Consider the following 18,191-nt stretch of genomic DNA (forward strand, 5'->3'; position numbering starts at 1 on the left):
TAAGGAGCCGCATGCGCCTTCGGATCGCCACCTGGAACGTCAACTCCGTGCGCCTGCGCCATGAGCAGGCCGCCCGCTTCGTCGCCGAACAGGCGCCGGACGTGCTCTGCCTGCAGGAGATCAAGTGCCGCGAGGGCGAGTTCCCCCGCGAGGCCTTCGTTGAGATGGGCCTGCCGCACCTGAAGATCGCCGGCCAGAAGGGCTGGCACGGGGTGGCCATCGCCTCGCGCCTGCCGCTGGAGGACGCCCCGGCGCTGGACGTCTGCCGCGAGGGCCACGCCCGCTGCGTCGGCGCGACGGTGGCCGGTGTCGAGATCCACAACTTCTACATCCCGGCCGGCGGCGACGTCCCGGACCGCGAGGTCAATCCGAAGTTCGACCACAAGCTCGACTTCTACGAGAAGCTGACCGCCGAACTGGCCAAGCGCGACCCCAAGGCGCCGCTGGCCATCGTCGGCGACCTGAACGTGGCCCCCGGCGAGAACGACGTCTGGAACCACAAATACATGTCCAAGATCGTCAGCCACACGCCGGTCGAGATCGAGGCGATGGCCAAGCTGCACGCCTCGCTCGGCTTCATCGACCTGACCCGCGAGGCCTATCCGGAGCCGCAGAAGCTGGCCTCCTGGTGGAGCTACCGCGCCCAGGACTTCCGGGTCTCCAACCGCGGCCTCAGGCTCGACCACATCCTGGTGACCCCGGGCCTGCGCGACGCGGCCTTCCGCCAGGGCTCAGCCGCCGCGCGCATCCACGACGACGTGCGCGAGTGGGAACGCCCCAGCGACCACGCGCCGGTGAGCGCGGATTTCGGGCTGTAGGACTTCTACGGCGCCAGCTTGTAGCCGCCGGCTTCGGTCAGCAGCAGCTTGGCGTTGGCGGGGTCGCTCTCGATCTTCTGACGCAGGCGGTAGACGTGGGTTTCGAGGGTGTGGGTGGTGACGCCGGCGTTGTAGCCCCAGACCTCGGCCAGCAGCTCCTCGCGCGACACCGGCTTTTCCCCGGCGCGGTAGAGGTACTTCAGGATGTTGGTCTCTTTCTCGGTGAGCCGGATCTTCTTGCCCTGCGGGTCGATCAGCATCTTGCCGGCCGGCCGGAACTCATAGGCGCCCAGGCGGAACACCGCGCCTTCGGAATGCTCGTAGTCGCGCAGCTGAACCCGGATGCGCGCCAGCAGCACCGCGAACTTGTAGGGCTTGACCACATAGTCGTTAGCGCCGGCGTCGAGGCCCTGGACGGTGTCCTCGTCCGCGCCGGCGGCGGTCAGCATGATCACCGGGGTGGCGACGCCGCTGGCGCGCATCCGCCGGCAGGCCTCGCGGCCGTCGAAGTCCGGCAGGTCGAGGTCGAGCAGGATCAGGTCGGGCCGCTCGGTCTGGGCCAGGCGCACGCCCTCGGCGGCGGTGGCGGCCTCCAGGGTGTCGAAGTCCTCGGCCTGCAACTGCTCGGCGACCGCGCCGCGCAGGTCCACGTCGTCGTCGACGATGAGCAGGGTCTTGCGTTGCGCCATGGGGATAGGAACATGCACCGGGTTGCGGCCCGCGGGCAAAGACATTTGGGGATTTGAGGCGTGATCTTCACCGCCAGGGCCGGCGCGAAGGACGGCGAGGGCGAAATGAGCCTCGATGGACGCGGGATTCGCTGCGCCCTGGGCCGCGGCGGCGTGACGCCCGCGGCCGACAAGCGCGAGGGCGACGGCGCCTCGCCGGCCGGCGTCTGGCCGATCCGCCGGCTGCTCTATCGGCCGGACAGGGGCGGCTCGCCGCGGACCGCGATCCCGGCCGCGCCGATCGCGCCCGACGACGGCTGGTGCGACGCCCCGGACGATCCGGCCTACAACCGTCCGGTCAAGCGGCCCTATCCGGCGAGCCAGGAGGCCATGTGGCGCGACGACGGCGTCTACGACCTGGTGGTGGTGCTGGGCCACAACGACGATCCGCCGAAGCCGGGGATGGGCTCCTGCATCTTCCTGCACCTGGCGCGGCCGGACTTTTCGCCCACCGAGGGTTGTGTGGCCCTGGCGCGGCCCGACCTGGAGGCCCTCCTGGCCGAGGCCCGGCCTGGCGATGCGGTCGAGATCCGCGGCGGCTGATGGCCAGGCGCGCGGATCAGGCCGATGGCGAGACCACGGCGGCGAAGCTCTGCGCCGCGGCCATGGCCGAGTTCAACGCCCACGGCTTCGCCGGCACAGACACCAACCGGATCGCCCGCCGCGCGGGCTTTGCGCCACAGACCTTCTACCGCTGGTACAAGGACAAGACCGAGATCTTCATCGCCGCCTACCGTGCGTGGGAGGAGGCCGAGAAGGCGGCAGTGGAACGGCTGATGGCTGAGGATGCGCCGGTGGAGGCGCTGGTCGACGTGGCGATCGCGCATCACCGCCAGCATCTGGGGTTCCGCCGCAGCCTGCGGCAGCTCTCGCTGGAGAACCCGCAGGTTCGCGCCGCCCGGGCGCAGACCCGGCTGCGGCAGGTCGAGTGGATCCGCAACTGGTACGGCCGCGGCGAGGTCGCCGATATCGCGACCCAGCTGTTCGAACTGGAGCGGCTCGCCGACGCCGTGGCCGAGGGCGAATTCGCCGACATGGGCCTGGATGACGCCGAGGGGCTGGCCGAGCTGGTCCGGATCGTCTCGGGCCTGCGGACCGGCGAAACCGCCTAGATCGAACCCTTGGCGCGGGCCGACAGCGCGGCCACCGTCAAGAGGCCGCCGGCGATCGCCAGGTCCTTGAAGAACAGAGTCCGCTCGGCCTTGTCGGTCCAGTCCAGGTGGAAGACGAAGGCGGTGGCGACGCAGAAGGCCGCGAGCGCCAGGCCTGCCCAGCGGGCCTGCCAGCCGCTCAGCACCAGCAGGCCGCCGCCCACCTCCAAGAGCGCCACCAGCGGCAGCAGTCCGCCGGGGACATTGTGCTGCGCCATGTGGTCGAGGAAGGGCTTGGGGCCGGTGACCTTGGCGATCCCCGCCAGGATGAACAGAAGGGCGATCAGCGCTCGCCCGGCATAGGTCGAAACAGTCCAGATCACGTCGGCCTCTCCTATGAACTTCAAGGTGATATAGATATCACACCGACGAGGGCGTCAAGCTGGGCCGTTGACAGGCGCGCTATGGGACCGCATCCAGGGTCCATGGCCCGCGCCCGCAAAAACGCCCAGCAGAACCAGAACCGCCTTCGGGCGGCGTGGGCGCGCATGGCTGGTCTGAACTCGCTCTAGAGTCCGCAGACGTCACGCAAACCCCGCCGCACCGGCGGGGTTCGGCGCTCCGCAGGTCCGGCTCCTTGGAGAGCCTACCGTGCCCACGACTTTCGACAGCGACGCGGACATCGACCGCATCGGCCTTGGCGTGATCTACCGGACCCTGCCCAAGGCGGAATGGACCCACGCCGCGCATTTCGCCGCGGCGCTATGGCTCATGCGTCACCGGCCGGACTGGCGGCTGGAGGCGCGCTTGCCCGAATTGATCCGCGCCTACAACGCGGCCACCGGCGTGCCCAACACCGACGCCGGCGGCTACCACGAGACCATCACCCTGGCCTCGCTGGCCGCCGCCCGGGCGTTCCTCGCCGCGCAGCGGCCCGGACGGCCGCTCTGCGAGGTGGCGACCGCCTTGCTGGAAAGCCCGCTCGGCCGTTCGGACTGGCCGCTCGCCTATTGGAGCAAGACCTCGCTGTTCTCGGTGGCGGCGCGGCGGGCCTGGGTCGAGCCGGACCTCAAGCCCTTCGATTCCGCCGAGGCGGCGGGCCTGCAGGCGGGTTAGGTCCGCGCCCCGAACACCGCCGAGCCCACCCGCACGCTGGTGGCGCCGAAGGCGATGGCGGTCTCGAAGTCGCCGCTCATCCCCATGGAGAGCTTCGAAAGGCCGTTGCGCGCGGCGATCTTGCCCAGCAGGGCGAAGTGCGGCCCCGCCGGTTCGCTGGCCGGCGGGATGCACATCAGCCCCTCGGGCTCGAGGCCATAGGCGCCGCGGCAGGCGGCGATGAACCCGTCGGCCTCGGCGGGAATGACGCCGGCCTTCTGCGGCTCCTCGCCGGTGTTCACCTGGACGTAGAGGCGGGGCTTGCGACCCTGCTTCTGGACCTCGTCGGCCAGCACCCGGGCCAGCTTCTCGCGGTCCAGGGTCTCGATGACGTCGAAGAAGGCCACCGCGTCGGCCGCCTTGTTGGTCTGCAGGGGGCCGATCAGGTGCAGGACGATCTCGCCCCGGTCACTTTCCCAGCGCGACTGCGCCTCCTGCACCCGGTTCTCGCCGAACACCCTCTGGCCCGCGGCCAGCACCGGCTGGACGGCCTCCCAGGGCTGGGTCTTGGAGACCGCGACCAGGGTGACGTCACCCGGCGCACGCCCGGCGGCTTGCGCGGCGCGGGCGATCCGGGCCAACACATCGGAGTAGGCAGTGGGAGGCTCAGCCATCTCGGGCGGGTTCTGGACCTTGGAGCGGACGGCCCAGTTCCTAGGGCGCCGCGCCGCTATCCGGAAGGGGCTGGGCCGGGGGCGGGCTCCGCCGTTCCTGCTGTTCTTCACCGATCCTGTCCGCACGCCGCAGCCTGAGGCCATCGTCCGGCGACTGCCGCGAGGAACGGGCGTGGTGTTCCGCGCCTTCGGAGCGGCGGACGCCGATGCGCGGGGACTGGCGCTGGCGGCCGTCGCCCGCGCCCGCGGCCTGGTCCTGCTGGTCGGCGCCGACGATCGCCTGGCCGCGCGGATTGGCGCGGCGGGGGTTCACTTGCCCGAACGCCTGGCGCACCGGGCGCGGCGGCTGAAGGCGGCCCATCCGCGCTGGATCGTCACGGCGGCGGCGCATTCGGCCCGCGCCGTGCGACAGGCGCTCGCCTATGGCGCCGACGCCGTAGCGGTCTCCGCGGTGTTCGAAAGCCGCAGCGCCTCAGCCGGCGCGCCGCTCGGGGCCCTGCGCCTGGCGATCCTGGCGCGGCGGGCCGGCGGGCCGGTCATCGGCCTGGGCGGTGTGGACAACAAAAAAGCCCGCCTCCTGAAGGATACGGGCCTGGCGGGTCTGGCGGCGGTGGACGCCTTTGGGGACCGAGCCCCTAGAACTTGAACTTGGTCTCGAGCTGCACGCGCGGTTGGGTGTTGTCCGGCGTGTTCGGTTTCGGCCCCGCCGCGATCGGCTCGGTGCCGAAGGCGAAGGCGCCGCCGACCCGCAGCGCCGGCGTGATCTTGTAATAGGCGCCGGCCTGGATGTCGTTGAGGGTGGTCTGGCGGGTGTCCGGCTGCTGGACGCTGAAGGTCACGCCCCAGCGGCTCTTGGCCGCGTCCCACTTCAGAACCTGGCCGCCCGGCGCGCCGGGAGTGTTGTCCGAGTGGACGGTGAAATCCATCGAATTGACCTGGGCGGCGGCGGGCGTCGCGGCGACCGGCACGGTCGCAGCCTGAGCCGCGCCGCCCCCTAGGAGAGCGGCCGCAGAAGCCAGCATTGCAAACCTGCGGACGGACATGCCCAACATATAGCCCTTGCGCGCCGCAATCGCACCCCCAGAGCAAGCTCCGGGAGTTTTCACGGTGGAGGTCGATTACAGATGGGCCGGCGCGCACGTCAACCACAGGGCTGTCACATCCGCGACATGCGTCGAAGAACCTCGCCGCCTGTGGCGATAGGGCCACGCGATTCCTGTTTGGCGAGTGACACGGCGTTGTTATAGAGGGCGCGGCGCGGGGCGGCGCCGTAGCGCCAGGTGGCGCGGCGGAATTCTTGGAGACGGATACATATGCCGTTTGTACGCGGTACTCGGATGCATGGCTTTGGGATGCATGGCCTTGGGATGCGCGGCGTCGCGATCACCGCCCTGGCCGTCGCCTCGCTCGGCGTGGCGGGGTGCTCCCACATCATGCACCCGCTGGGCGGCGACAAAGCCGGGCCCAAGCAGATGAACAATCCCGATTCCGCCGTGCAGATCGGCGTGAACGGCTATCTGTGGCGCGCGACGCTGGATACGCTGGCCTTCATGCCGCTGGCTTCGGCCGATCCCTACGGCGGCGTGATCATCACCGACTGGTACGCGTTCCCGGAAAAGCCGAACGAGCGCTTCAAGATCACCGTCTACATCCTGGACGCCCGCCTGCGCGCCGACGGCCTAAACCTGGTGGTCTACAGGCAGACCAAGGACGCCGCCGGCGCCTGGATCGACGCCCCCGCGACCAGCCAGACCGAGACGGACCTTGAAAACGCCATCCTGGACAAGGCCCGGCGGCTTCGGCTTTCGAACCTCAAGGGCTAGATGCTCCCCTTCAGGGGGGGCTGTCAGCGAAGCTGACTGAGGGGGTCATCCCCTCGGTCCTGTCTGAAACCCCCTCCGGCGCTCCGCGCCACCTCCCCCTAAGGGGGAGGATCAGGCGTTGACCGGACCTCCCACTCCAGTCCAAAGCCTCCTCGATGGCCCGCTACAACCCGAAAGAGACCGAGCCCAGGTGGCGTAAGGCCTGGACGGACGCCGACGCCTTCCGCGCGGTGATGACGCCCGGCAAGCCCAAGTACTATGTGCTGGAGATGTTCCCCTATCCGTCGGGGCGTCTGCACATGGGCCATGTGCGCAACTATGCCCTGGGCGACGTGATCGCCCGCTTCAAGCGCGCCCGCGGCTTCTCGGTCCTGCATCCCATGGGCTGGGACGCCTTCGGCCTGCCCGCCGAGAACGCCGCCATGGAGCGCGGCGTCGACCCCAAGGCCTGGACCTACGACAACATCGCCCGGATGCGCTCGGAGCTGAAGGAGCTGGGCCTCTCCATCGACTGGTCCCGCGAGTTCGCCACCTGCGATCTGGCCTACTATGGCCAGCAGCAGGCGCTGTTCCTCGACCTCTATGCCCGGGGCCTGGTCTATCGCCGCGAAGGCCTGGTCAACTGGGACCCGGTCGACCAGACCGTGCTGGCCAACGAGCAAGTGGTGGACGGCCGCGGCTGGCGCTCCGGGGCGGTGGTCGAGAAGCGCAAGCTGAACCAATGGTTCCTGCGCATCACCGACTACGCAGATCAGCTCACCGACGACCTGGCGAGCCTGGACCGCTGGCCCGAGAAGGTCCGGGTCATGCAGGAGAACTGGATCGGCCGCTCCAAGGGGCTGCGGTTCGCCTTCAAGTTCGCCGGCGCCTCGCCGACCGGCCTGGAGGACGGGCTGGAGGTCTACACCACCCGCCCCGACACCCTCTACGGCGCGAGCTTCGTGGGCATCGCGCCGGACCATCCGCTGGCCGAGCAGATTGCGGCCAGGGACCCCAAGGCCGCCGCCTTCATCGCCGAGTGCAAGAAGGGCGGCGCCTCCCAGGCCGAGATCGACACCGCCGAGAAGCTGGGCTTCGACACAGGCTTCAAGGTGAAGCACCCCTTCGAGCCCGACTGGGAGCTGCCGGTCTGGATCGCCAACTTCATCCTGATGGACTATGGCACGGGCGCGATCTTCGCCTGCCCGGCCCACGACCAGCGCGACCTGGACTTCGTGCGCAAGTACGGTCTGCCGGTGATCCCCGTGGTGCTGCCGCCGGGCGAGAATCCGAAGACCTTCCGCATCGATTACGAGGCCTACACGGGCCCCGGCAAGATCTTCCACTCCAAGTTCCTGGACGGCCTGGACATCGAGGCCGCCAAGGCCGCGGCGATCGCCCGCATCGAGGCGCTGGGCCAGGGCCGGGGCGCGACGGTCTTCCGCCTGCGCGACTGGGGCGTGGCCCGCCAGCGCGCCTGGGGCTGCCCGATCCCGGTGGTGCATTGCGACAAGGACGGCGTGGTCCCGCTGCCCAAGTCCGCCCTGCCCATCGCCCTGCCCGACGACCTGGAGTTCGGCAAGCCCGGCAATGCGCTGGCCCGCCATCCGACCTGGAAGCACACCACCTGCCCGCAATGCGGCGGCCCGGCGATCCGGGAGGTCGACACTCTCGATACCTTCGTGGACTCGTCCTGGTACTTCGCCCGCTTCACGAACCCGGACTTCCCTCAGCCGATCGACAAGGCCGCGGCGGACTACTGGCTGCCGGTCGACCAGTACATCGGCGGTATCGAGCACGCGGTGCTGCACCTGCTCTACGCCCGCTTCGTCACCAAGGCCCTGGCCGACGATAGCCAGCTCTCGGTGCGCGAGCCCTTCTCGGGCCTCTTCACCCAGGGCATGGTCACTCACGAGACCTACCGCCGGCAGGGCGGCGAGTGGCTGGAGCCCAAGGACGTCGAGGTCACCGCCGAGGGCAAGACCCGCCTGGCCAGGCTGATCGAGACCGGTGAGCCTGTGGTGATCGGCGACGTCGAAAAGATGTCGAAGTCGAAGAAGAACACCGTGGCCCCGGAGGAGATCTTCGAGGTCTATGGCGTCGACGCCGCGCGGCTGTTCGTGCTCTCCGACAGCCCGCCCGAGCGCGACGCCCAGTGGTCGAACGCCGGCGTCCAGGGCGCGTGGCGCTTTGTGAACCGGGTCTGGGAGGAGTTCGACAGCCAGCCGGACGGCGCGCCGACGGCCGACGGCGGCGGCGCGGATGAGACCGCCACGGCCCTGCGCCGGGCGACCCACAAGCTGACCAAGCAGGTCACCGAGGCCATCGACACCTTCCGGTTCAACTCCGGGATCGCTCGGCTCTACGAATTCCTGAACCTCTTGAAGGCCAATCCGACGTCCGGCGCCTCACCGGCGCTGGCGGCCGCGCGCCACGAGGCGCTGTCGGTCTTCGCCCGGCTGATCGCGCCCTTCACCCCGCACCTGGCGGAAGAGTGCTGGGGCCGGATCGGCGGCGTGGGTATGGTGGTGGCGGCGGACTGGCCGGCCTTCGACGCGGCGCTCACCGAGGATGCGGTGCGGGTGTTGCCGGTGCAGGTCAACGGCAAGCGGCGCGGCGAGATTTCCGCTCCGGCCGGCGCCTCCAGCGCCGAGGTGGAGAAGATCGTGCTTGACGACCCGGAGATCGCACGGCGCCTTGAGGGCCTGACCATCCGCAAGGTGATCGTGGTGCCCGACCGTATCGTCAACATCGTGGCCGCCTGAGATGGCCCGCCTCGCCTCGCCTTTGCTGGCGGCGGCGGCCCTGGCCGCGAGCCTGCTGCTCGGCGGCTGCGGCTTCACCCCGCTCTATGGCGCGCCCGGCGTGACCTCCAAGTTGGCGGTCATCGACGTGACCGCGCCCAAGGGCCGCACCGGCTTCCTGCTGGGCCAGCACCTGGAAGACGCCTTCGGCCGCAAGCGCGACGAGACGGCCAAATACGCCATGCACCTGAGCATCGGCGAGGCGCGCTATCCGCGCGGCATCCGCACCGACAACGTCGCCACCCGCTACGAATATGTGCTGACCGCCGACTACACCCTGACCAACATCCCGGGCGGCGACGTAGCCAAGAAGGGCCGGGTGCGGGTGGAAGTCACCTACGACTCCGCCGACCAGCCTTACGCCTCCATCGCCGCCGAGCAGGACGCCGCCGACCGGGGCGCCGAACAGGCCGCCGAGCGCATCCAGCTGGAGCTCGCCGCCTGGATCGCCACCGGCGAGCCGAAGGCGAACACGCCGCAGAAGGTGGTCCCGCCGCCGGCCGGCACCACCATCCCCACCGAGACCGTCGGCAAGTCCTCGCCCGCCGAGAGCCTCGGGACCCAGCACACCACCCCGCTCGAGGTGCCGCCGGGCGCGGGACCGACCTAGGCGCCGAGGACGATGATCCTCGGCAAGCGCCCCGACGTCGAACGCTTCCTGAGCCGCCCCGACGCGGCGGTGCGCGCGGCCCTGATCTACGGCCGCGACATGGGCGTGGTGCGCGAGCGCGGGCAGGAGCTGGCGGCGAAGATCGCCAAGGACCCCAACGACCCCTTCGACGTCGCCCAGCTCACCGACGGCGACCTCGACGCCGACGCCGGGCGGCTGGAGGGCGAGCTGGCGGCCCAGTCGCTGATGGGTGGCCGCCGGCTGGTCCGGCTGCGGTTCGCCACCGAGAAGGCGGGCCTCGACAAGCTGGCCGCCGAAGCCCTGACCCGCCACGCCGCGGGCGAGCTGAACCCCGACGCCTTCCTGCTGATCGAGGCCGGCGCGCTTGGCCGCGACTCCGCCCTGCGCAAGGTGGCCGAGAAGGCGCCCGCGGTCGCGGCCGTCCCCTGCTACGAGGACGAGCCCGGCGACGTGGCCCGCCAGGTGCGCGAGGCGTTGGCCCGCGACAGCCTCTCGCTCACCTCCGAGGCCCTGCAGCTCTTCGTGGCGCGGATGCCCAAGGAGCGCGGCGTGGCGCGCCAGGAGATCGAGCGGCTGGCGCTGTTCCTGGGTCCCGGCAGCGGGGCGACCGCCACGCCGGCCGACCTGGAGGCCTTCCTGGGCGTCGAGCCCGAGGCCTCGCTCTCCGACGCCGCCGCCGACGCGTTTGGCGGACGCCTCGCAGACGCCCAGGCCGGCCTGCGGCGTGCGGCCCAGGAGGGCGAAAGCGGTCCGGCCGCCGTGCGGGCCATGGGGATGCACCTGGGCCGCCTGCGCCGGACGCTCACCCTGGCCAGGAGCGGCGCCGGTCTGCAGGAGGCGGCCAAGGCGGCGGGCGTCTTCTGGAAGCAGGAGCGGGAGTTCCTGCGCCAGGCCCGGTCCTGGACCCTCGACGAGCTCGACCGCATCCAGCCGCAGGTGCTGGACGCCGACCGCCTGTGCAAGACCGCGGGCGCGCCGGACCAGCTGATCGCCGAGCGCCTGGCGCTTACCGTGGCCAGCCGCGCGCGGCGCCTGGGCCTCTGATCGCCGGCCTCTTGCCGGAACGCGGCAAGGCTCGGATACTCCACCCATAGGCAGCGAAGACTGCAAACAGATATGGGAGCCGGGCATGTTGGCGAAGACCTTGAAGGCGCTGGCCTTTTCCACAGCTTTCGTGGCCCTTGCCCTGCCGCCGCTAGCCCATGCCCAGCCGCCCGCCCCGCCGGCCACCGGCTACAAGGCGCCACTCGCCGCCGATGGTCACCCCGACCTTCAGGGCGTCTGGACCAACGTCGCGGTGACCCGCCTCGAGCGCAATCCGCGCTACGGGCAGAACCTGGTCCTAACCGACGCCGAGGCGAAGAAGATCGAGGCCCGCACCCAGGCCCAGATCGACCTGGGCAACAAGCCCACCGACCCCAACGCCAAGGTCACCGACCTGCCGGCCGACTGCTCCGGGGGCCGCGGCACCGACTGCAACTACAATGCCGCCTGGACCGATCCGGGCAGCTTGGTGATGCGGGTGAACGGCCAGCCGCGGAACGGCTTCATCACCTCGACGGCCGACGGCAAGGTGCCGATGCGCAAGGACATCAAGGTCAACCTCTACGGCCGCGCCCTGCCGGCGGGCCAGAGCCCCAGCGACAACCCCGAGACCCGCGCGCTGGGCGAGCGGTGCCTGCTGTCGTTCGGCAACTCGTCAGGCCCGGTCATGCTCCCGGGCCTCTACAACAACACCTACCAGGTCGTGCAGACCAAGGACGAGGTCGCCATTGACGTCGAGATGGTGCACGACGTGCGCCACGTGCGGTTGAACACCACCCAGCACCTGCCGGCGTCGATCCGGCCTTGGCTGGGCGATTCCGTCGGCCACTGGGAGGGCCCGACGCTGGTGGTGGAGACCACCAACTTCAACCCGCAGCAGGTGTTCCGCGGCGCCTCCGAACATCTGAAGGTCACCGAGCGCTTCACCCGCACGGGCAAGGACAAGATGCACTACGCCTTCTGGGTGGAGGACCCCACGGTCTTCGCCCAGCCCTGGGGCGGCGAGTACGAGTTCTCCCGCATCACCGGTCAGGTCTACGAATACGCCTGCCACGAGGGGAACTACGGCCTGGTCGGCATCCTACAGGGCGCCCGCGAGGAAGACCGCACAGGCCACAAGACCGCGCCGACCAACGTCGACCAGAAGGCCAAGGCCGCCGACGCCGAGGACGGCGAAGGGTCCTAGTCCCTTACGCGGCTATAGATCAGGCAATCCGCGGGCTCGCCCGGGGCGGTGTAGTGCGCCTTGCGCAGCGTGCCCTCGGCGGCATAGCCGCAGTGCTCCACCGTGCGCGCATCGGCGAAGTTCTCCACGGCGATGATCAGTTGCAGGCGATGGCATTCCGGGTGCTGGGCGAACAGCAGGTCGGAGAAGAGGCGCAGGGCTTCCGAGCCAAAGCCCTTGCCGCGATCGTCCTCGTTGTGGACCGAATAGCCGATCTCGAAGCCATGCACGGTCGGGCCCGGCGAATAGAACTGCATGGTGCCGATCAGGCGCTCCGCCACCTCGAAGGCGGCGACGCCGGCCTTGGGGGTCCAGAAACCGGTCTGGTCGTGGACCGAGCGGGCCCAGCCCAGGTCGGTCATCGGCTCGGTGGCCGAGAGACTGTAGGGGTGGGCGACGGCGGCCTTGAGATCCGGGACCCGGATCGTGCGCAGGCGGACCAGATTGCCTTCGGCCAGGACGGTCATGCGCGGGTCAGCCGGCGGCAGAGGTCGTCGAGCTGTTCCAAGGTCGCGTACTTGATCTTCAGCTCGCCAGCGCCGCCACGGTCGACGATATCCACCTTCATGCCCAGCACATCCTCCAGATCGACCTCAAGGGCCGCGGTGTCGGTATCCTTCGAGCGGCGCGGGCCGGAGCCCTTGCCGCCGGCGCCGGGGTCGGCGCCCTTCTTGGCCAGGGCCTCCGCGTCGCGCACGGAAAGGCCTTTCTCGACAATGGTCTGCGCCAGGACCTCGGGATAGGCCGCCGCCAGGATGGCGCGCGCGTGGCCGGCGGTCAGGCGGCCGAACAGCACATGGTCCTGCACCGCCTCCGGCAACTGCAGCAGGCGAAGGGTGTTGGCCACGTGGCTGCGCGACTTGCCCACCGCCTCGGCGGCCCTCTCCTGGGTGTAGGCCATGCGGCGCATCAGCGTCTGGTAGGCCTGCGCCTCTTCCATGGCGTTGAGGTCCTCGCGCTGGACGTTCTCGACGATGGCGATCTCGAAGGCGCGGTCGTCGTCCAGCACCCGGACCAGGGCCGGGATCGCCTTCAGCCCCGCCTGCTGGGCCGCGCGCCAGCGGCGTTCGCCGGCGACGATCTCGTATTCGCCCGGGGTCTTGGGCGAGGGACGCACCAGGATCGGCTGCAGGACGCCCTTGTCGCGGATCGAGGCCTCCAGCTCGGCGATCTCGGCCTCCGGGAAGTGGCGGCGCGGCTGGTCGGGGTTGCGGTGGACCAGCTCGATCGGGATCTCCCGCGCGCCCTCGCCGCCGCCGGCCGGCCCGTCGCCGTCGCCCGCCTCGTCCAGCAGGGCCGAAAGCCCCCGGCCCAATCCTCTGCGGCCCTCGGCCATCGAACCTCCCTTACGCCGCGACTTTGCGGCGGGCGCGCTCGCGCAGCACCACCTCGCGGGCCAGCCGCAGATAGGCCTGGCTGCCCGCGCATTTCAGATCGTAGACGAGGGCGGGCTTGCCGAAGCTGGGCGCCTCGGAGACCCGCACGTTCCGGGGGATCACCGTCTGGTAGACGGTCTCGCCGAAGTGGCCGCGCACGTCGTTGGCCACCTGGGCCGACAGTCCGTTGCGGCGGTCGAACATGGTCAGCACGATCCCCTGGATCTCCAGCTTGGGGTTCAGGCTCTGGTGGACCAGCTCGATGGTGCGCATCAGCTGGCTCAGGCCCTCCAACGCGAAGAACTCGCACTGCAAGGGCACCAGCACCGCGTCGGCGGCGGCCATGGCGTTGACGGTCAAGAGGTTCAGCGACGGCGGGCAGTCGATCAGCACATAGCTGTAGGTCCCGGCCTCCCGCACCGCTTCGAGGGCGTCGCGCAGCTTGTAGGAGCGCCGCGCCTGCTGGGCCAACTCCATCTCGATGCCCGAGAGGTCCGGGTCCGAAGGCACCACGTCCAGGCCCGGCACCGTGGACTTCACCAAGGCCTCAGCCAGCGGCTTTTCGCCCATCAGCACGTCATAAAGGGTGTTCTTGCGCTGCGCCCGGCCGATGCCGAGACCGGTGGAGGCGTTTCCCTGCGGATCTGAGTCGATCAGCAGCACGCGCTCGCCCACCGCGGCCAGCGCCGTGCCGAGGTTGATGGCGGTGGTGGTCTTGCCCACCCCGCCCTTCTGGTTGGCGACCACCAGGACGCGCAAGGTCTGGTCAGACCCTACGGGCACGGCCGAGCCTCTTCACGCGAAGGATGCGGCCGCGGGGGTCGCTCTTGGATGGCACGGCGTCTGCCTCGTATTCCCAATATCTAGCGGCTTCCCGCATTTCAGCTACCACATCTTGTCCCTTGAGGAACAGGCCCGTGGCGCCGCCCTGAAGGTAGGGCCGGGCGTACCCGAGCAGGCGGTGGAGCGGCGCACAAGCCCGCGCGGTGACGATCTCCACAGGAAGCTCGAGGTTTTCCGCACGCGCGTTGTGCACGGTGGCCGGAAGCTCCAGCGCCACAACCACTTCGGAGAGGAACTTGCAGCGCTTGGTCATGCTCTCCACGAGGTGGATGTGCGCGTCCTCGCGGCCTTTGAAGAGTATAGCCAGCACCAGGCCGGGCAGACCGGCGCCGGCGCCCAGGTCGGCCCACACGCGGGCTTCGGGCGCCAGGCGCGTGAGCTGGGCGGAGTCCCAGGCGTGACGGTTCCAGAAGTCCGGCAGGGTCGCGGGACCCACCAGGTTCATGACCTCGTTGCGCTCGGCCAGGAGCGTCCGGAACCGCTCCAGGTCGGCCATCTGCGACGGTGTGGCCCCGCTGACGGCGGCGAAACCATCCGCATCCATGAGCGGCGCCGGAGCGGCGTCAGGCGGCGCGGCGGCGGACATGGGCCAGGAGTGCGGTGAGCGCGCCGGGCGTGACGCCTTCGATGCGGGCGGCCTGGCCCAGGGTCAGCGGGCGCACCGCGGCCAACTTCTCGCGCGCCTCGTTGGAGAGCCCGCCCACCTGGGCGTAGTCCAGCTCCGCAGGCAGTGTGAGGTCCTCGTCGCGGCGGAAGGCGGCCACGTCGGCGGCCTGCCGGTCGAGATAGCCGGCATAGGCGGCGTCGATCTCCACCTGCTCGCGAACGGCGGGCGGCCAGGCCGCGATCTGCGGCCAGATACGCGCGAGGTCGGCGAAGGCGATGGTCGGATAGGCCAGGAGCTCGGTGAGATTGCGCCGCTGCCCGTCGGCCTTCACCGGCAGGCCGGCCCTCTCCGCCTGGGGGGGCGTCAAGGTAAGCGCGGCCGCCTCGGCGCGCGCGGCGGCCAGGGCGCCGGCCTTCGCCGCGAAGGCCTTCGCGCGATCGGACCCGACCACGCCCAGGGCCTCGCCCTTGGCGGTGAGCCGCTGGTCGGCATTGTCGGCGCGCAACAGCAGGCGGAACTCCGCCCGGCTGGTGAACATCCGATAGGGTTCCGTGACGCCGCGGGTCACCAGGTCGTCGATCAAGACGCCGATATAGGCCTCGTCGCGGGCGAAGGACGCCGCGTCCAGGCCCGAGGCCGCCCGCGCCGCATTCAGGCCGGCCACCAATCCTTGCGCGGCCGCCTCCTCATAGCCGGTGGTGCCGTTGATCTGGCCGGCCAGGTAGAGGCCCGGTAGCCGCTTGGCCACCAGGGTCGGATAGAGCTCGCGGGGGTCCACGTAGTCGTATTCGATGGCGTAGCCGTAGCGCCGCACCCGCACCGCCTCGAGCCCCGGCATGGTGCGCAGGAAGAGGTCCTGGGTCTCTTCCGACACCGAGGTCGAGATGCCGTTGGGATAGACCGTGTCGTCGGTCAAGCCTTCCGGCTCCAGGAACACCTGGTGGCTGGTCTTGTCGGCGAAGCGGACCACCTTGTCCTCGATGGAGGGGCAGTAGCGCGGTCCGACGCCGGTGGCCTTGCCGCCATAGACGGCGCTCTCGCCGAGACGCTGGGCGATGATCTTGTGGGTTTCCGTGGTCGTGTAGGTGATCCCGCAGGCGATCTGCGGGACCGTGATCGCCTCGGTCAGGAAGGAGAACGGCACGGGCTCGTCGTCCGCCGCCTGCATCTCCAGCCGGTCCCAGGCGATGGTCGAGCCGTCGAGCCGCGCCGGCGTGCCGGTCTTCAGCCGGCCCATCTTCAGCCCGCTGGCATAGAGCCGGTCGGAGAGCCCGATGGCCGGCGCGTCGCCGACCCGGCCGGCGGGAATGCGCTCGTCGCCGCGGTGGATGACCCCCTTGAGGAAGGTCCCGGTGGTCAGCACCACGCGGCCGGCGGCGTAGGCCTGGCCGCTGGCGCCCAGGACGCCGGTGACCCCGCCGGCCGCGTCGAGGATCAGGTCCTCCACCGCTTCGGCGACGATCGTCAGGTTGGGCGTCGCGGCCAGCTCGGCCTGCATGGCCTCACGGTAGAGCCGGCGGTCGATCTGCGAGCGCGGCCCGCGCACCGCCGCGCCTTTGGAGCGGTTCAACAGCCGGAACTGGATGCCCGCCTTGTCGCCCAGCCGGCCCATCAGCCCGTCCAGGGCGTCGATCTCCCGCACCAGATGGCCCTTGCCGAGGCCGCCAATGGCCGGATTGCAGCTCATCTCCCCGATGGTCTCGAGCTTGTGGGTGAGCAGCAGGGTGCGCGCGCCGAACCGCGCCGAGGCGGCCGCCGCCTCGCAGCCGGCATGGCCGCCGCCGATGATGATCACATCCCAGGACATAGGGCGGCAGCCTATAGTCGAAGGGCGGCGGTGTTTCACGTGAAACAGTGACGCGAGGCCGGTTGGATCCCGCTTTCGCGGGGATGAGTCGCTGCGCGCTCACTTCCCGATGCAGAAGGTCGAGAAGATCCGGCCCAGGACGTCCTCGGGATCGATGCGGCCGGTGATGCGGTCGAGCGCCCGGGCGGCCAGGCGCACGTCCTCGGCAGCCAGTTCGACGGCCTCCTCCTCCGCCAGGGCGTGGCGCAGGCGCTGGGCGGCCTCGCCCAAGAGGTCGCGGTGTCGCAGGCGGGTGGCGGCGGGCGGCTCGCCACCCGCCAGAGCCTCCACGACGGTGTCCGTCAGGGCCCGCTCCAGCCAGGCCACGTCGTTGGGGCTCTTCGCCGTGAAGGGTTCGCCCGGCAGGCCCTCCAGGCCCTCGCCCAGATCGCGCTTGGTCAGGAGCACGATATCGCCCCGCCGCAGGGAGGCCGGAACCTCCGGTTCGGGGTCGCCATAGCCGTCCACCAGCCAGACCCGCAGGCCTGCGCCCTCCGCCCAGGCCTCGGCGCGGCGCACGCCCTCGGCCTCGATCTCATCGACCGTCTCCCTCAGGCCGGCGGTGTCGGCGATCACCACCTTGTAGCCGCCCAGCACCATGGGAACCTCGATGATGTCGCGTGTGGTGCCCGGCGTCGCCGAGACAATCGCCGCCTCGCGCTTGGCCAGGGCGTTCAGCAGCGTGCTCTTCCCGGCGTTAGGTGCGCCCAGGAGGGCGATGCGGAAGCCTTCCCGTACCTGCTCGCCCCGCGCCACATCGGCCGCGGCGGCCTCCAGCTCGTCGGCGAGGATCTCCAGGATCGGCCGGGCGCGGCGGGCGACATCGGCGGGCAACTCTTCATCGGGGAAGTCGACGGCGGCCTCCAGCATGGCCGAGGCGCGGATCAGGCCGTCGCGCCAACGCGCCTGCGCCTCCGAGAGCCGTCCCCCCAACTGGTCGAGGGCCTGGCGCCGCTGGCCTTCCGTCTCGGCGTCCACCAGGTCGGCGACGCCCTCGGCCTGGGCGAGGTCCAGCTTGCCGTGCTCGAAGGCGCGACGGGTGAACTCCCCGGGCTCCGCCAGGCGCAGGCCGAGGGACGCCAGGGCCTCCAGCAGGGCCGCCACCACCGCCGGGCCGCCATGGACATGGAATTCGGCGCAGTCCTCGCCGGTGTAGCTGGCCGGCGCCGGGAACCAGAGCGCCAGCGCCGTGTCGATCTCGACCCCCGCGTGGGCCAGCCGCCGCACGCTCGCCCGCCGCGCCGCGGGCAGCCGGCCAGACAGAGTGCGCACCGCCTCCGCCGTCGCCGGGCCCGAGAGCCGCACCACCGCCACCGCGGCCCGGCCGGGGGCCGTGGTCGGGGCGAAGATGGTGTCAGTCATTTCCGGGCCGCCGCCCCGCTGAGGCCCGCTTCCATCAGCTTGCGGAAGTGCTCCTGGGCCCCTTGGCCGAAACTCATCCAGTTCTTCATCAGCTCTTCGGGGGCGATCATCGACATGTTCGCCTCCATCCGCTTCTTCATCTCGTCGACCATATGCTCGTTCAGAGCACTGACGTCCGGCAGGCCCAGGAAACGCCGGGCTTCCTCGGGCGTGCAGTCCACTTCGACCGTCATCTTCATGACCAT

General features: G+C 70.5%; 21 protein-coding genes. 10 read left to right on the plus strand and 11 right to left on the minus strand.

Annotated features, from left to right (window positions below; translation table 11 throughout):
• The first annotated feature begins 11 nt into the window (after positions 1–11).
• Complete coding sequence (gene xth / locus E8A49_RS21985) at positions 12–818, plus strand: exodeoxyribonuclease III (protein ID WP_293386439.1); 807 nt, start codon at positions 12–14, stop codon at positions 816–818.
• Positions 819–823: 5 nt separating this feature from the next.
• On the opposite strand, the gene E8A49_RS21990 is transcribed toward xth, so the two are convergent.
• Positions 824–1,507 (minus strand): response regulator transcription factor, encoded by a 684-nt coding sequence (locus E8A49_RS21990; protein WP_293386537.1) that lies wholly within the window; start codon positions 1,505–1,507, stop codon positions 824–826.
• Positions 1,508–1,612: 105 nt separating this feature from the next.
• On the opposite strand from E8A49_RS21990, the gene E8A49_RS21995 reads away from it, so the two are divergent.
• Both E8A49_RS21995 and E8A49_RS22000 read left to right on the plus strand, forming a co-directional pair.
• Entirely contained in the window at positions 1,613–2,089 is a 477-nt protein-coding gene (locus E8A49_RS21995) for a L,D-transpeptidase family protein (RefSeq protein ID WP_293386538.1), read from the plus strand.
• On the plus strand, positions 2,089–2,658 hold the full coding sequence (locus E8A49_RS22000; RefSeq protein WP_293386440.1) for a TetR/AcrR family transcriptional regulator: 570 nt from the start codon (positions 2,089–2,091) through the stop codon (positions 2,656–2,658). The genes E8A49_RS21995 and E8A49_RS22000 overlap by 1 nt, the downstream gene beginning before the upstream one ends.
• Here E8A49_RS22000 and E8A49_RS22005 read toward each other — a convergent pair.
• Positions 2,655–3,020, minus strand: coding sequence for a DoxX family protein (locus E8A49_RS22005; protein WP_293386441.1), 366 nt, complete (start codon positions 3,018–3,020; stop codon positions 2,655–2,657). The two genes, E8A49_RS22000 and E8A49_RS22005, sit on opposite strands and share 4 nt — an antisense overlap.
• Before the next feature lie 268 nt (positions 3,021–3,288).
• On the opposite strand from E8A49_RS22005, the gene E8A49_RS22010 reads away from it, so the two are divergent.
• On the plus strand, positions 3,289–3,753 hold the full coding sequence (locus E8A49_RS22010) for a hypothetical protein (protein ID WP_293386442.1): 465 nt from the start codon (positions 3,289–3,291) through the stop codon (positions 3,751–3,753).
• Here the strand turns inward: E8A49_RS22010 and E8A49_RS22015 are convergent.
• Entirely contained in the window at positions 3,750–4,406 is a 657-nt protein-coding gene (locus tag E8A49_RS22015) for a YggS family pyridoxal phosphate-dependent enzyme (RefSeq protein WP_293386443.1), read from the minus strand. The two genes, E8A49_RS22010 and E8A49_RS22015, sit on opposite strands and share 4 nt — an antisense overlap.
• Between E8A49_RS22015 and E8A49_RS22020 the strand changes: the two genes are divergently transcribed.
• Entirely contained in the window at positions 4,390–5,052 is a 663-nt protein-coding gene (locus tag E8A49_RS22020) for a thiamine phosphate synthase (RefSeq protein WP_293386444.1), read from the plus strand. The two genes, E8A49_RS22015 and E8A49_RS22020, sit on opposite strands and share 17 nt — an antisense overlap.
• On the opposite strand, the gene E8A49_RS22025 is transcribed toward E8A49_RS22020, so the two are convergent.
• Positions 5,042–5,374 (minus strand): NtrZ family periplasmic regulatory protein, encoded by a 333-nt coding sequence (locus tag E8A49_RS22025; RefSeq protein WP_293386445.1) that lies wholly within the window; start codon positions 5,372–5,374, stop codon positions 5,042–5,044. The genes E8A49_RS22020 and E8A49_RS22025 overlap by 11 nt on opposite strands.
• Positions 5,375–5,773: 399 nt before the next feature.
• Between E8A49_RS22025 and E8A49_RS22030 the strand changes: the two genes are divergently transcribed.
• The 5 genes from E8A49_RS22030 (at position 5,774) to E8A49_RS22050 (ending at position 11,873) form a co-directional block, all read left to right on the plus strand.
• A complete protein-coding gene (locus E8A49_RS22030) occupies positions 5,774–6,229 on the plus strand; it encodes a DUF3576 domain-containing protein (RefSeq protein WP_293386446.1) in 456 nt (151 codons plus the stop codon).
• A gap of 155 nt (positions 6,230–6,384) precedes the next feature.
• Positions 6,385–8,973: a leucine--tRNA ligase gene (gene leuS, locus E8A49_RS22035; RefSeq protein WP_293386447.1), complete on the plus strand. Its 2,589-nt coding sequence runs from the start codon at positions 6,385–6,387 to the stop codon at positions 8,971–8,973.
• A 1-nt stretch (position 8,974) separates the two neighbouring features.
• Positions 8,975–9,622, plus strand: coding sequence for an LPS assembly lipoprotein LptE (gene lptE / locus E8A49_RS22040; RefSeq protein WP_293386448.1), 648 nt, complete (start codon positions 8,975–8,977; stop codon positions 9,620–9,622).
• 12 nt (positions 9,623–9,634) lie between these two features.
• Entirely contained in the window at positions 9,635–10,687 is a 1,053-nt protein-coding gene (holA, locus tag E8A49_RS22045; RefSeq protein WP_293386449.1) for a DNA polymerase III subunit delta, read from the plus strand.
• Between the two features lie 85 nt (positions 10,688–10,772).
• Entirely contained in the window at positions 10,773–11,873 is a 1,101-nt protein-coding gene (locus tag E8A49_RS22050; protein WP_293386450.1) for a hypothetical protein, read from the plus strand.
• On the opposite strand, the gene E8A49_RS22055 is transcribed toward E8A49_RS22050, so the two are convergent.
• The 7 genes from E8A49_RS22055 to E8A49_RS22085 form a co-directional block, all read right to left on the minus strand.
• Positions 11,870–12,379, minus strand: a complete 510-nt coding sequence (locus E8A49_RS22055; protein ID WP_293386451.1) for a GNAT family protein — start codon at positions 12,377–12,379, stop codon at positions 11,870–11,872. The two genes, E8A49_RS22050 and E8A49_RS22055, sit on opposite strands and share 4 nt — an antisense overlap.
• Entirely contained in the window at positions 12,376–13,248 is an 873-nt protein-coding gene (locus E8A49_RS22060) for a ParB/RepB/Spo0J family partition protein (protein ID WP_293386452.1), read from the minus strand. The genes E8A49_RS22055 and E8A49_RS22060 overlap by 4 nt, the downstream gene beginning before the upstream one ends.
• 10 nt (positions 13,249–13,258) lie before the next feature.
• Entirely contained in the window at positions 13,259–14,047 is a 789-nt protein-coding gene (locus tag E8A49_RS22065) for an AAA family ATPase (protein WP_293386539.1), read from the minus strand.
• A gap of 7 nt (positions 14,048–14,054) precedes the next feature.
• Positions 14,055–14,717, minus strand: coding sequence for a 16S rRNA (guanine(527)-N(7))-methyltransferase RsmG (gene rsmG, locus E8A49_RS22070; RefSeq protein WP_293386453.1), 663 nt, complete (start codon positions 14,715–14,717; stop codon positions 14,055–14,057).
• Positions 14,695–16,545 (minus strand): tRNA uridine-5-carboxymethylaminomethyl(34) synthesis enzyme MnmG, encoded by a 1,851-nt coding sequence (gene mnmG / locus E8A49_RS22075; protein ID WP_293386454.1) that lies wholly within the window; start codon positions 16,543–16,545, stop codon positions 14,695–14,697. Before mnmG ends, rsmG begins: the two co-directional genes overlap by 23 nt.
• A 99-nt stretch (positions 16,546–16,644) precedes the next feature.
• Positions 16,645–17,946, minus strand: coding sequence for a tRNA uridine-5-carboxymethylaminomethyl(34) synthesis GTPase MnmE (mnmE, locus tag E8A49_RS22080; RefSeq protein ID WP_293386455.1), 1,302 nt, complete (start codon positions 17,944–17,946; stop codon positions 16,645–16,647).
• Positions 17,943–18,185, minus strand: coding sequence for a DUF6489 family protein (locus tag E8A49_RS22085; RefSeq protein ID WP_293386456.1), 243 nt, complete (start codon positions 18,183–18,185; stop codon positions 17,943–17,945). Before E8A49_RS22085 ends, mnmE begins: the two co-directional genes overlap by 4 nt.
• Positions 18,186–18,191: the final 6 nt, after the last annotated feature.

This window comes from Phenylobacterium sp., assembly GCF_004799515.1.
Lineage (GTDB): Bacteria > Pseudomonadota > Alphaproteobacteria > Caulobacterales > Caulobacteraceae > Phenylobacterium.

Excerpts from the sequence above, each read along its gene's own strand:
- xth (WP_293386439.1), top strand. The coding sequence starts at position 12 with ATGCGCCTTCGGATCGCCACCTGGAACGTCAACTCCGTGCGCCTGCGC.
- E8A49_RS21990 (WP_293386537.1), bottom strand. The coding sequence starts at position 1,507 with ATGGCGCAACGCAAGACCCTGCTCATCGTCGACGACGACGTGGACCTG.
- E8A49_RS21995 (WP_293386538.1), top strand. The coding sequence starts at position 1,613 with ATGAGCCTCGATGGACGCGGGATTCGCTGCGCCCTGGGCCGCGGCGGC.
- E8A49_RS22000 (WP_293386440.1), top strand. The coding sequence starts at position 2,089 with ATGGCCAGGCGCGCGGATCAGGCCGATGGCGAGACCACGGCGGCGAAG.
- E8A49_RS22015 (WP_293386443.1), bottom strand. The coding sequence starts at position 4,406 with ATGGCTGAGCCTCCCACTGCCTACTCCGATGTGTTGGCCCGGATCGCC.
- E8A49_RS22030 (WP_293386446.1), top strand. The coding sequence starts at position 5,774 with ATGCGCGGCGTCGCGATCACCGCCCTGGCCGTCGCCTCGCTCGGCGTG.
- leuS (WP_293386447.1), top strand. The coding sequence starts at position 6,385 with ATGGCCCGCTACAACCCGAAAGAGACCGAGCCCAGGTGGCGTAAGGCC.
- lptE (WP_293386448.1), top strand. The coding sequence starts at position 8,975 with ATGGCCCGCCTCGCCTCGCCTTTGCTGGCGGCGGCGGCCCTGGCCGCG.
- holA (WP_293386449.1), top strand. The coding sequence starts at position 9,635 with ATGATCCTCGGCAAGCGCCCCGACGTCGAACGCTTCCTGAGCCGCCCC.
- E8A49_RS22050 (WP_293386450.1), top strand. The coding sequence starts at position 10,773 with ATGTTGGCGAAGACCTTGAAGGCGCTGGCCTTTTCCACAGCTTTCGTG.
- E8A49_RS22055 (WP_293386451.1), bottom strand. The coding sequence starts at position 12,379 with ATGACCGTCCTGGCCGAAGGCAATCTGGTCCGCCTGCGCACGATCCGG.
- E8A49_RS22060 (WP_293386452.1), bottom strand. The coding sequence starts at position 13,248 with ATGGCCGAGGGCCGCAGAGGATTGGGCCGGGGGCTTTCGGCCCTGCTG.
- rsmG (WP_293386453.1), bottom strand. The coding sequence starts at position 14,717 with ATGTCCGCCGCCGCGCCGCCTGACGCCGCTCCGGCGCCGCTCATGGAT.
- mnmG (WP_293386454.1), bottom strand. The coding sequence starts at position 16,545 with ATGTCCTGGGATGTGATCATCATCGGCGGCGGCCATGCCGGCTGCGAG.
- mnmE (WP_293386455.1), bottom strand. The coding sequence starts at position 17,946 with ATGACTGACACCATCTTCGCCCCGACCACGGCCCCCGGCCGGGCCGCG.
- E8A49_RS22085 (WP_293386456.1), bottom strand. The coding sequence starts at position 18,185 with ATGAAGATGACGGTCGAAGTGGACTGCACGCCCGAGGAAGCCCGGCGT.